This window comes from Paenibacillus sp. FSL P2-0089 (genome assembly GCF_038595095.1).
GTDB classification, from domain to species: Bacteria; Bacillota; Bacilli; order Paenibacillales; family Paenibacillaceae; genus Paenibacillus_AQ; species Paenibacillus_AQ silagei.
Window position 1 is genome coordinate 7,668,980 of record NZ_CP152006.1, and the last position, 12,959, is coordinate 7,681,938.

Annotated in this window: 6 protein-coding genes; 4 read left to right on the forward strand and 2 right to left on the reverse strand. The window is 56.4% G+C overall.

Annotated features, from left to right (window positions below; all coding sequences use genetic code 11):
• The first annotated feature begins 28 nt into the window (after positions 1 to 28).
• From NST69_RS32830 to NST69_RS32845, 4 genes are all read left to right on the forward strand, one after another.
• Positions 29 to 3,559 (forward strand): carbohydrate-binding domain-containing protein, encoded by a 3,531-nt coding sequence (locus tag NST69_RS32830; RefSeq protein WP_342548135.1) that lies wholly within the window; start codon positions 29 to 31, stop codon positions 3,557 to 3,559.
• Between the two features lie 138 nt (positions 3,560 to 3,697).
• Complete coding sequence (locus tag NST69_RS32835; protein ID WP_342548136.1) at positions 3,698 to 5,389, forward strand: glycoside hydrolase family 3 N-terminal domain-containing protein; 1,692 nt, start codon at positions 3,698 to 3,700, stop codon at positions 5,387 to 5,389.
• Positions 5,390 to 5,424: 35 nt separating this feature from the next.
• Positions 5,425 to 6,810, forward strand: a complete 1,386-nt coding sequence (locus tag NST69_RS32840) for a glycoside hydrolase family 88 protein (protein WP_342548137.1) — start codon at positions 5,425 to 5,427, stop codon at positions 6,808 to 6,810.
• The gene (locus NST69_RS32845; RefSeq protein WP_342548138.1) at positions 6,807 to 8,858 is read left to right on the forward strand and encodes a hypothetical protein; all 2,052 of its coding nucleotides are present in this window, start codon (positions 6,807 to 6,809) and stop codon (positions 8,856 to 8,858) included. Before NST69_RS32840 ends, NST69_RS32845 begins: the two co-directional genes overlap by 4 nt.
• A gap of 648 nt (positions 8,859 to 9,506) precedes the next feature.
• On the opposite strand, the gene NST69_RS32850 is transcribed toward NST69_RS32845, so the two are convergent.
• Together NST69_RS32850 and hflX are read right to left on the reverse strand one after the other, a co-directional pair.
• Positions 9,507 to 11,006, reverse strand: coding sequence for a dienelactone hydrolase (locus NST69_RS32850; protein WP_342548139.1), 1,500 nt, complete (start codon positions 11,004 to 11,006; stop codon positions 9,507 to 9,509).
• 227 nt (positions 11,007 to 11,233) lie between these two features.
• Positions 11,234 to 12,505 (reverse strand): GTPase HflX, encoded by a 1,272-nt coding sequence (hflX, locus tag NST69_RS32855; RefSeq protein WP_036723729.1) that lies wholly within the window; start codon positions 12,503 to 12,505, stop codon positions 11,234 to 11,236.
• Between the last annotated feature and the right edge of the window lie 454 nt (positions 12,506 to 12,959).

Here is a 12,959-nt window from a genome sequence, read left to right on the forward strand (position 1 = left end):
CCCTATCTGATCAAGAGAGGGTGTTACTATGCGAATTCAGAGAATCACAGGCAAATTGCTCATTGCAGCTCTGGTATGGATGTCCGCCTCATTGCCCGGAGTACAGATCAGCTCCGCCGAAATGCCGCCTGCACAGGCGGTTATTGAAGACAGCGAATCCGCTGCGGTGTTCCCGCCTCCGGGGTCTGCGGCTGAACCGTTACATGAGAGTACACTCAGTGCAGCCAGTACAGTCACAGAGGATACCTACCAGCCGTCTCCGCTGCTCTGGCAGGTGGGCGAGCAGGATAACAGCTCCGCAGAATTTACAGTGTATCAGGATGTGTACAGTGAGAATATCACCCTCCCCGTCAATCCCCTGAACTGGAATACGATCTCCCGCGGCATGAAGCTGGACCGCAACGCTGCGATGGAGCTGAGCTTCAATCTTACGGAAATCCCCCTCTACGGTGTAGAGTTCAGCTTCAAGGTACTGGATGCAAGCACCGCAATTCCGCAGCTGGCCGTATTCACGAATGGCAGCTTCAGCGGGCTGATTCAGATTACCGGGCTGAACGATGGAGAGACCCCCCTTACGAACACATGGAAAGAAACCTATAGACTCTATATTCCCTCAGAACAGCTGAAGACCGGCAGCAATAAGCTGAAGCTGACCGTGGACCGCGGGCTATACGCTGATCCGCAGTCGCCAGGATATGACGGTGACAAGTATCTGTGGTTCGAATGGGATTATCTCAGGCTGGAATCATTGACTGAGCCGGCTGCCGAGCCTATCCACGGACGGTATGTCCACCTGGGAAGCACGATTGCCGCCTCGACCTTCCGGTATGACGAGCATGCGATCCGCCATCTGGCCCCGATGGCCAAGTGGCTGGGCATTGCCTACAGCGGCAACTGGATGCGCACCTCCTTCTGGTCCGATACCAGCGCAGGCTGGGACCCGCAGGGCCGCAAGTATCTGGAGACGCTGCGCGACCTCAATCTTGCGCCAATGGTTAATATCATCGGCGGCAACTGGAAGACTAACAGCGAGCTGGCTGCAGGGACGATCAGCTCTGCGCTGAGGAGCTATTACAGCGGCTTTGTCAGCAAATTCGGTGATCTGTACCAGTATGCCGAGACGGGCAATGAGCCGGGATTGTTCGGCTGGGCACAGAAGGCGGTGCTGGCGCTTCATGAAATGATGGACGAGGAGAGGCAGACGAACAGCCAGCCTTACTTGAAAATTGTTGCTCCCGGCTGGGCCTACTGGCCGTATAACGGAACCCCTGACGGCTGGGAACGGGATGCTGCCCAGCGTGCGCCGATTGAAGCGCTGTCGGATGTGACCAACGGACACAGCTATGGCGGGACCGGCGTCCAGCCGCTGCCGGGCGGAAGCCTGTATGAGAATCTGCGGGTGTATAGCGATTCGGAGGAAGGCTTCGGCAAAGAGATGGCCATGAGCGAGACCGGCAGCAACGACAATCATTCCGACAATACGAAATACGGGACGTATGCTTACCGTTTTGCTTCTGCTTTTGACCGGGAGCTGCGGGGGAATATCGGTTATGCCGACCATATTATGCAGCACGCGGCCTTCTTCAATGACGGGACGGAGTTTGGCCTGTTCAATTCAGCGATCAACTGGAACACACACCGTTATGAGGATACAGCAGCGGTACCGGCTAATATCAATGAATCCGGGGAGACCCGGCTGAAGACGTTCCGCAGATTGGCCGCCGCTTACGCCACCCATGGAAGCCCGCTGGGCTACGAGGTACTGAATGCAGCTGAACTGACCGGGCTGAAGGCGTATTTCCGCGCAGTGGATACCTCGGCGCTGGGCACTTCGGCCATCGGGGCTTCGTCCGATAAAATCCTGCTGAACTTCGTGAATTTCGAGAAGACGCCGGTCACGATGCAGGTCCGGGTTGCTATGCCGTCCAGCGGGGTGTATTCCGGGGAGCGGTTCGGTCCAGGGGAGACGTACGCCGCCGCCTACTCCCGGGTGGAGCTTACGGCAGATCCCTACCTTACCCTTACAGTGGCACTGGACGCGGGAGAGACGGTCCAGTATATCCTTGATGAGCAGGGCAACACGTTGCCTGCTTCTCCGGGCAATCCTGCGGCAACAGCCGTAAGCCATGAGCAGATCCGGCTAACTTGGACGGCTTCCACAGACAACGCTGCTGTCGTCAGTTATAACGTCTACCGTGACGGCGGAGCGGCTCCGGTGATGAATATTCCGGGACGGTTGACCTTCTGGAATGACTATACCGTAGCGCCGCAGACCACTTACAGCTACACAGTGCAGGCCGTGGATGACTCCGGCAATGCATCGCCTCTTAGCACAGCCGTATCAGCGACTACACCGGTCATGCCGATTACACCGCATGCCGCAGGAGATCCGGCCAAGTTCGAGGCCGAAGCTACCGCCTTTGCCTTGCCACTGAAGACCGGCAATAACAGCAGCGCCTCAGGCGGCAAGGTCGTGGAGCAGACGCACAGCGGAGGCTTAACGATCCAAGGCTTCCATTCCGAGAATGGTGGCAGCTACACCTTAACAATTGTATACGCTTCCAATGAGGAATCGAAGAAAAATATTCTCGTGAACGGCGTGAAACAGTCCACAATAACCCTGCCTTCAACGGGCAGCTGGACCGCGAATCTGACCGCACGGCAGTATGGGATTACCCTCCAGCCGGGCTATAACATGATCAGCTTCACCTCCGCCGGGAAGGGGGCAAATCTCGATTATTTCAGGCTGGAGGAAGGGCTGTATGTTCCGCTCTCCCACTGGTATCCGGCCGCACATGATCATCCTTACATTGACTATACCGGGTTCGAGACTGCACCGAATGGAGTTTCCCATGTGACCTATGAGGAGGATGCTACGGCTGCCTTCAGCTTCAATGGCATCGGTGTCCGCTGGAGATCGGATATCAAGAGCGATATGGGCAGTGCGGATGTCTACGTCGATGGTGAGTTTAAGGAGACTATAGTCATTCCGCAGGCAGGGCTGGAAGGCGATCACAAAATCGTCTACGAGCTGACGGGCCTAACATATGGGCTGCACCGGATAGAGATTGCAGGCAACGGCGGAAAGGTGATGGTCAGCGGGCTGGAGTACGAGAGCTACGAGTCTGTATTGCCCGTACCGGGACCGGATCTGACGGTGACGGATATCGGCTGGCATATTGTGAACAGCGACGGCAGCCCTTCCGCGCACAGCACACCGCAGCTGGGCGACTCCCTGATCTTCTGGGCCAAAGTGAAGAACATCGGCGTCCGTCCCACACCGCTGAATGCCTCAACCGGACTCGGACAGATTACCGGCGGCGCCTTCTCGGTTAACGGTGGAGTGGTCTCGTGGACGGACACGAATACCAGTGTGATTCAGCCGGGCGAGGAGATAACATTGACGGCTAACGCCAGTGCGCAGGGCACCCCCCGGTGGACGGTGCCGACCATCGGCGAGTTTACAGTCAGCTTTTTTGTGAATGATATCTGGCGGTATGCGGAGATGAACAAGGAGAATAACAAGCGGGCACGGGCGCTGGAGATCAGCCTGCACTGACGGGCTAATCAGCCGGTTGGCGGATCGGTGCAGGCAGTTTGTAGAATTTTGAACTTATATTATAGCTGGCTGTATGTAGAGCAGCTTCGTGATCCGGTACACTGGATTTAGAACAGAACCTGCCGGGAGGAGCCTTAAATGATGCAGAAGCCGTTAAGCAAGGAAGAACAGGAATGGGTGGAGGAGACGCTTGAAGCGATGAGCCTCCGTGAACTGATCGGGCAGACGATGCAGGACCATGCGGGCAGGCTGCCGTTCAAGGGGGATGATGAGGCCGCTCTCCGCCGGTATTTGGAGCAGTATCCGGTGGGCAGCTTCTTCATCGGCGGGGAGGTTATTCAGAAGGCCGCAGGCAAAGCGGAGGATTACCGGGACTGGGCGGGACTGCTGCAAGGTATCAGCAGGTTCCCGCTGCTGTTCTCCGGTGATCTGGAATTCGGGGCAGGCTCGGCCGTGAGAAGTCTCACGGCCTTCCCGCCGCTCCTTGCGCTTGCCGCCGCCGACGATGAAGACCTGGCTTACGAATACGGCAAATATACCGCGCTGGAAGGCCGGGCGGCCGGGTTCACCTGGGCGCTGGCCCCGGGCACCGATCTGCTGCTGAATTGGATGAATCCCGTCATTACGACCCGTTGCCTGGGAGATGACGCCGGGCGGGCGGCGCGCCTGTCCGCCGCTGTCATGCGGGGCATGCAGGAGCATGGCCTTGCGGCCTGCGCCAAGCATTTTCCCGGTGACGGGGTCGATTACAGGGATCAGCATATCATTACTACGGTGAACAGCTTATCGGAAGAGGAATGGTTCTCCACCTACGGGCAGGTGGCCGGGGAGATGATCAGCCAGGGGGTCATGTCCTATATGACCGGACATATTGCCCTCCCCTGGATCGAAGACGGGGCAGGCGGTGCTGGATCGGGGCCGGTCCCGGCAACCGTCTCGGAGCGGATTACAACAGGACTGCTGCGGGAGCGGCTTGGCTTCGACGGAGTGGTGTTGTCGGATGCGCTGGATATGGGCGGATTCTTATCCTGGGGAGACTATACGCAGCGCATCATAGACTGCTTCAATTGCGGTACGGATGTGCTGCTCTGGCCGGGAGTACGGTACTTCGCAGTGATGGAGCAGGCGGTGGAGGACGGACGCGTCAGCCGGGAACGGCTGAAGGCCAGTGTCCGGCGGATTCTGGAGCTGAAGGCACGGCTTGGTGTGCATGCTGCCTGCGATGGGAGAGAGGACGCAAGGGCCCAGCCGCTGCTGGACGACAAGCTGCCGCCCGGTCTCGACCGGCAGGTTAGACAATTCAGCCGCGAGCTGGCCGGGCGCTGCATTACCCTGGTGCGCAACCGCACCGGCCAGCTGCCGCTGAATCCGCAGGAGGTCCGCCGGGTGCTGGTCATCATGATGAACAAGGTGACGGAGGGGCGCAGATATGAGCGGATGAATCTTTTTGTGGAGCAGCTTAAGGCCAGGGGGCTGGAGGTCGATATTCTGGATGAATTCGAGCCGCTGACGACGCTGCGGCAATGGGAGCTATCCGGGGTCCGCTGGGATGCCGCCTTCGCCCCCTATTTCCTTCCGCTGCACGGAATGATGAATACCGCCCGTCCGGTGGGTGAAGCGGCCAAGGCCATCTGGGCCATGCAGCATGCGGAGACAGTCCGGCCGATCGGTATTTCGTTCGCTACGCCATATCTGCTGCAGGACATTCCCTTCTTAGATACCCTGGTGAATGCGTATTCTCTGCATGAAGATACAGTAGAGCTGACGGTTAAGGCGCTGTTCGGAGAGATTCCTTTTCAGGGAAGCTCCCCGGTGAAAGCGGAGATTTGAGAGGGCGATTACGGTTCGGGGAGGCTTCAGACGTCTTGAGTGCGAAACAGGAATCAGAGGCAAAACGGGCAGCGGGCAGGCAGCGGGAACTGGAGGCGAAGCTGCGCCAGATCTTTGAATATATGCGTCTTGAACGGCATCAAGGGAATTGGGGAATGGATATTAACCACTGGGACTGGGTGCCCGGTGTCGGGGTTATCTCTATGCTTGAATATGGCACAGGGACTGGTCAGGATGAGGTGACGGATTACCTGCTGCACTGGGTGAACCGGAATAAGCAGAAGGCCGAAGGGGTTCGGGTTATCAATTCCCTGGCTCCCTACGCGGTCTTTCCTGAGCTGTACCGGCTGACCGGGGACCCGTGGTTTCTCAGCCGGGCGCAGGAGGTTGCTGTATGGATGCTGGAGACTGCCCCCCGGACGCGGGAAGGGGCGCTGGAGCATACCGTGACAGAGGCCGTGGAATTCCCGGAACAGGTATGGGCCGATACGGTGTATATGGCCGTGCTGTTCCTGGCCCGGCTTGCCGGTCTGACCGGCGACCAGGAGCTTGCTGCCGCCGCCGTGCAGCAGACCTTGCAGCACCTTCGGCTGCTCCAGGACCCGGCGACGGGGCTGCTATTTCATGGCTGGAACAGCCGGGCAGGCAGCCATATGTCGGCAGCCCGCTGGGCCCGGGCCAATGCCTGGGTGGCACTTGCGGTCCCGGACATTGTGGCCGGGACCGGAAGCCTGACTGCTATTCCACAGGAGCTGTACAGCCGCTACCGCAGGCTTGCTTCTGCCCTGCGGCAGGCGCAGGGGGCCGGCGGCTTGTGGTATACGGTGCTCGACCGGCCGGATTATTACGAGGAGACCTCGGCCAGCGCCGGTATTGCCTGCGGCTTCCTGAAGGCGGTGAAGAGCGGACTGCTGGAGGATGCCTATCTGGAGAGCGCGGAGGCGGCACTTGCGGGGATTCTTCCGCTCATCCGCGAAGACGGTGAGGTGCAGGGGGTCTCGGGAGGCACTCCGGTTATGCCGTCGATAGCGGCCTATAACACCATTGAGAGATATCCGGCACTGTATGGGCAAGGGCTGGTGATGCAACTGCTGACAGAGGCATTGGATCTGGGGGAAATGAAGCATCGGCTTGAGAGGCAAGAGCATGAGGAGCGTCAGGAGCACCAGGGACGACAAGAGGACCAGGGGCGTGAAGAACATGAGGAGCGCCAGGGACGACAAGAGGACCAGGGGCGTGAAGAACATGAGGAGCATCAGGGAGGACAAGAGGACCAAGGACGTGAAGAACATGAGGAGCGTCAGGGAGGACAAGAGGACCAAGGGCGTGAAGAACATCCAGAGCGTCAAGGGGGCCAGCGACGTCAGGAGCAATCTGAGGGGATAGGTTCATTAATTGTTGAAGGGGAGGCAGGGGGATGACGGTGAAGGATAACGCAGAAGCTGCGGGTGGAGGGCTGGATCAGCGGCAACGGCTGATTCATAAGATGACCGGACTGGAATCCCGCTATGACTCGGCCATTTGCATGCTGCGCTCCCCGTTCAGCACCCCGGGGTATCATACGACGCTGAAGCAGGCGGAGTTCATCCACTCCACCAGAGACTCGCTCAGCTATGCGCTTGGACTGCTCGACACGGAGCTGGCCTGTTATGAAGAGCGGGCATTCGATATTATCCGGCAGGTCATCTCCTTGCAGGATACGGACCCGGCGCATGATACCTTCGGCATCTGGTCCTGGTTCTATGAGGAGCCGCTGGACCAGATGGCTCCGCCGGACTGGAATTGGGCGGACTTCTGCGGCAGCCGACTGGTGCAGGCCCTTTCGCGCCACGGCCACCGTTTCCCGCACGATCTGCGGGAAGCAGCCGTCTTGTCCATAGAGTGTGCCTGCGAAGCCATTATCCGGCGCAATGTCGGACCGGATTATACCAATATTGCAATTATTGGCGCGTTCGTGACCCGAATTGCCGGGGAGAAGCTGGGGCGTCAGGATTATGCGGACTATGGGCTGGAGCGGCTTAGGAGGCTGCATGCTCATACCCTGAAGCATGGGGCTTTTCAGGAATATAACAGCCCTGTCTACACCTACATTGCCATTCTGGAGCTGTCGAAGCTTCAGTCCGAGACCTCGGACAGCAGGGTTAAGGCATGGACCAGAGAGCTGCTAGAGCTGACCTGGAGGACCGTGGCCGGGTATTACCACCCCGCCACGGCCCAGTGGTCCGGCCCGCATTCCCGCTGTTACGGAGTGCTGCTGGAGGACCAGAGCAAGGCGTTTCTGCAACTGGCGACAGGAGGAGCCGTGATGTTCTTCCCATGGGAGGAGCTGCCCTACGAAGAGGAATGGTATATGAGCGGCATTCATTGTCCCCCTGCCTATCTGAAGGGCTTCAAGGTTCCTGAGACGAAGGAGATAAGGCAACGCTTGGAAGGGGAGGAGAAAGGGCAGGAGCAGGGGACAGGGAAAGAGCGGAAGCGGGAGTTGGGCCAGGAACAAGGGCGGGATCAGGAATGGGATCAGGAGCGGAATGGGGAGCAAGGTCGGGATCAGGTGCAAGGTCGGGATCAGGTGCAAAATCAGAATCAGAGGTATGACGGCAAGTGGGCGGTCACTTATATGACTCTGCAGTGGAGCATGGGCTCCTTCACCCATAGTGATCTGTGGAACCAAAGACGGCCGCTGCTGATCTATGCCAATAATAACGGACAGCCCTCATATCTCCGGCTCCGCTGCCTGCATGACGGCTATGACTACTGTTCCGCACGCTTTCAATCGCTGCAGGAAGCAGGCCATGTGCTGTTCGGGATCGATTTCATAACGGATGGCGGGGATACCCATCCGAATCTGGACCGGACCGGCGGTGTGATTGCGGCTTCGGACCTGCGGCTGCGGCTGGAGGTTGGCGGCGCTCTGGAGGGAGTTACAGCCGCATTAACAGAAGAAGGTACGGTTATCACCATTGCAGGAACGGAGTTTCGCCTGACAACCTGGTTCGCGGCATTCAGCGGGCAAGCGGATGCAGGCAACCGATTGGTGTGGGAACTTCATAAGGCAGACGGCCGGATGAATATCGATATGATTCTCTACGCCGGTCCGCGCAGGATGCTGGACTTCACCTCCATGCAGCAGGCTGCGCTGGTGTTCTCTCTGGCGGCTGGGGAGGAGGGGAGTTTGAACTCTGCCCCGCTTCTGGAGCTGACGGATGAGGGCGGCCTGCGGGTTAGCAGTGGAAGCGAGCACGAAGGGGGCAGAGCGCAGGGAGTTGCAGGAGGGAAGGCGGCTGGAGCGAATAAAGTCAACGAATGGAATGAAGTGAATGAAGTGAATGAAGCGAATGAAAATGATGAAACGAATGCTGCGAAGGGAGAGCGGGGTGTAAGAGTCGTGAACAGCATGAACAGCGCGAACAGCATGAATAGTATGAAGGGAGGTTTCGTACTTAACCTGCGGCCCGCTCCGGGAGAGTAGCTGATAACAACGGTCAAAGGCTGAATGTAATCGAAAAACCGACCACAATTGGACCGGGCGCGCCACGTAGGCCCAATGTAATCGAAAAACCGACCATAATTGGACCGGGCGCGCCACGTAGGCCCAATGTAATCGAAAAACCAACCACAATTGGACTGGGAGCGCCATGTAGACCCAATGTAATCGAAAAACCGACCACAATTGGACTGGGAGCGCCACGTAGGCCCAATGTAATCGAAAAACCGACCACAATTGGACCGGGCGCGCCACGTAGGCCCAATGTAATCGAAAAACCGACCACAATTGGACCGGGCGCGCCACGTAGGCCGAATGTAATCGAAAAACCGACCACAATTGGACCGGGCGCGCCACGTAGGCCCAATGTAATCGAAAAACCGACCATAATTGGACCGGGCGCGCCACGTAGGCCCAATGTAATCGAAAAACCGACCACAATTTGGACCGGGCGCGCCACGTAGGCCCAATGTAATCGAAAAACCGACCACAATGCGCAGGGTGGGCAGTCCATTATGAAAATGAGAGCAATAAACAATAATTCCTTGCAGATGCGGAGCGGATAACGGACAAAGCGATGGTACTGCTGATTTCCGCTCCGGCATCTCTACAGCCTGTACGGTCACCGCTCTGTCATAGGTCTGCGAACTTCACCTCAGGAAAACGGGGGTCCGGCTCGTTTAACAACTTACCGCCTTCCTTTTTCAAATATTTATTAAAAAAGTCCAGTATATATGCATTCGTGATGGCATCGGCTCTTTCGGGCGCAAGTTGTCCGATAGCACCAAGTATCTGAAAGATCGGAGAAATAAACTGTGCATTCGTAAAGTTCAAATGCTCTGTATTGTCAATGTAGAGCACTTGCCCTCCTGCTTCTATGGCTTCCCGCATCCGTTGAAGCTCTAACTTCTTGGCTTGGGCCGTTTGATTCTCCCATTCCCTAGTCGAACCCATCTCTTTAAGCTCTGCATCGGTATAGACCTTATTCTGCATCACCCTCTGGAACGACTTGGAATTGCTTTCCGAATTCATGAACATAAATGGTTTGTGCAGGCGGCCCCGGTCTTGCAGCCGATACAGTCCTCCATCCAGATCTATTCCAGCCGTAATGCGCGGATCATACGAAGCATCATAGGCGGTAGCCCCGCCGATCGAATGGCCGAATATGCCTACATGGGCCAGATCCATTTTCCCTTTGAAACGGCTTGCGGTCTGCCCGGATTGGAGAAGCTCGAACTGATCTAATACAAATGACACATCCTCAGTGAGAACTTTGCCCAGCATATCGCGGGTTTGGCTTTCGGTCATGTAATCATTCTGGGATGAAAATAGCTGATCGGTAGTATTGGCCACGACCCGTCCATCCGGGAATTCAGTAGCAAATGTATTATACGTGTGGTCTATCGCAGCTACAATATATCCATGACTCGCAAGCTCTTCAGCCTGAGTCGTATGAAGGAACCGGGAAGAGCCATTGCCCGGATTCACAATAATTAACGGATGCTGGTTACTTGCCGAAGCGATCTCTGCCCCCGGATAAGCGTGACTGGCCACAAACTTCAGATATTGAAAAGTAAACCCCGGAAGACCGTATTGCTCAGCCATATAGCTTAAGATGCCCGGACTTGAAATCCAAGGAGCATACGCACCGCCGGTACTGGTTTCAGCCGGATACCACACCTGTACCATCAATTCCCTGCTCCGCCCTCCAGTGCTGTCGAAGCTCTCTTTCTGGGCTGTATCTACAAAATGAAAAGCTTGTGTGCCGACCTTGAACGCACCTGCCGGTGCAGGCAGCTTGAATACAGGGAAAACATACATAAGTCCCGCCGTTGCAACAAGCATCATCACTATCGCCGTATACGCTAAGCCCCGGAGGAAGCGCGGGATTCGGGGCAGAGCGTTCTTTTTAACATAATGATACATTGAAACAGCCAACAACATCATCGTTACGCCGTACAGCAGCAATAGCTGAATCCGGTAGCCTTCTGCCGCCCAATGAATGAACATAATAAGTGTAGCGGTCCCGCTTGCGATGAGTAAGGGTATGATCCGGCGGTCCTTATGCAGCAAGAGTGTTAATACAAGCACAATAATATCCGAGAAAAAAAGCAACATTTCGAATAATCTCATGTTCAATCTCCTTTTGACTAATGTTCATTTTGGTTTCTTATCTGCTCAATATAAAGACGGTGTTGCCCGCTAAAATATATCAATCCCCTGTATGTTGCTATAAACGACAAAAAACCACTGGTATGCCCAGCGGTTTGGTTGTATCGTATTCAGGTCCCCGCTCAGGAACATAGCACAAGGAGCTGGCCCCGTAATGCGGGGACCAGCTCCTGTGACATTCAGCGATTTTATTGTGGCAGCTCTACAAAATCATCTCTAAACCGTTCGTAATCGGCGGCCCGGCATTCCAGCTTAAGGCGTGTGCCCTGCTCTTCGTAGCTGACGGACTGCACATCGGCATGTTCGTTGAAGTAGGAGACAATGCTGCCCCGGTCGAAGGGGACCAGGATCTCACACTGTACATAGTCGGTGAAGATACGGCTGCGGATCAGAGTGACCAGCTCGGCGATCCCGCGGTTTTTCTTAGCAGACAGGGTTACAGAGTTCTCCTCCACCTCCGGGTAAGGGTCCTCCCTCAGATCAGCCTTGTTGTAGGCGTACAGGGTAGGGATTCCGTCAGCGCCCAGCGCCTTCAAGGTCTCATTCGTTACCGCCATATGCTGCTCATGCTGCGGATCGGCAATATCGACGACATGAATCAGCAGATCGGCTTCCGTTACCTCCTCCAGGGTCGAGCGGAACGCCTTCACCAGATGATGAGGCAGCTGGCTGACGAAGCCTACGGTGTCGGTTAACAGGAAGGTCTTGTGATCGGGCAGCACAATGCTGCGCACTGAGGTCTCAAGCGTCGCGAACAGCATATCCTTGGCGAGCACGCCTTTGCCCGAACCGGGATGATAGGTCTCCACCAGGGTGTTCATTAAGCTGGACTTGCCGGTGTTGGTGTAGCCGACCAGACAGACCACAGGCACCTCATTCTTATGCCGCTGCTTACGCTGGATCTGACGCCTTGCGACCTGCGTCTGCAGCTCTAACTGAAGCGCCGAGATCCGCTCTTCAATCCGTCTGCGGTCCAGCTCCAGCTTCGTTTCCCCAGCTCCCCGGTTCTTCAAGCCGGCCCCGCCGCCCTGTCTGCCGAGAGATTCGCGCAGGCCGCTCAGGCGGGGAAGCATATATTGCAGCTGTGCGACCTCTACCTGCAGCTGAGCCTCCTTGGTCTTCGCCCGTGAGGCGAAGATATTCAGAATCAGAATGGTCCGGTCAATAACCTGGCGGTCCAGGGCGGACTCCAGATTGCGGATCTGGGAGGGGGACAGCTCATCGTTGAAAATAACGATCGGTGCTTCATGCTGCTCCATCAGCAGCGCAAGCTCCTGGATTTTGCCGGTTCCGATGTAATGCGAGGGGTTCACCCGGCTGGATTTCTGGCTAAGCTCAGCCACGACCTCAATCTCGCAGGCGGCTGCCAGATTGCGCAGCTCCTCCATCGAATAAGCGAAGTTCGTGTCGTTCTGCAGTTGCATGCCGACGATAACGGCTTTCTGTAGTATGGGTTCCATATATAGATCAACCTCCATAGTGTAATTTGAGCATCAAAAAAGCACAGGCAGTCTGCCTGTGCTAACAGTAGTTGGAGGAACAACAGAATAAAGTCTGGTATAGCCCGCTGCGCGGGAGCAGCTATACGGCCATGCTTGCCATAGACACCATGAAGGTTCAAGCGGCAAGGGCCCCGGCAACTTAAAAAGATATAGAGCTAATCCTCCCGGTAAACACAGAATCTGGCGGAGCGGATACAGGCCTTATTGGGCACAGGGTACCGGTTCCGGGAATCAGTGTACGGGTTGCGGATTAACAGGTGTATGCTATGGGTTACGTGTTATGGACAGACTTATCCTGAGTCCTCTGCACAAGGCAGAGCTTTCGCGCTATGGGAAAATAATTAGCCGCGCAAAGTGCGAATCCGGATATAGTCTATCACACGCAACCCTCCGTTCTAAAAAAGTTACATTG

Excerpts from the sequence above, each read along its gene's own strand:
- NST69_RS32830 (WP_342548135.1), top strand. The coding sequence starts at position 29 with ATGCGAATTCAGAGAATCACAGGCAAATTGCTCATTGCAGCTCTGGTA.
- NST69_RS32835 (WP_342548136.1), top strand. The coding sequence starts at position 3,698 with ATGATGCAGAAGCCGTTAAGCAAGGAAGAACAGGAATGGGTGGAGGAG.
- NST69_RS32845 (WP_342548138.1), top strand. The coding sequence starts at position 6,807 with ATGACGGTGAAGGATAACGCAGAAGCTGCGGGTGGAGGGCTGGATCAG.
- NST69_RS32850 (WP_342548139.1), bottom strand. The coding sequence starts at position 11,006 with ATGAGATTATTCGAAATGTTGCTTTTTTTCTCGGATATTATTGTGCTT.
- hflX (WP_036723729.1), bottom strand. The coding sequence starts at position 12,505 with ATGGAACCCATACTACAGAAAGCCGTTATCGTCGGCATGCAACTGCAG.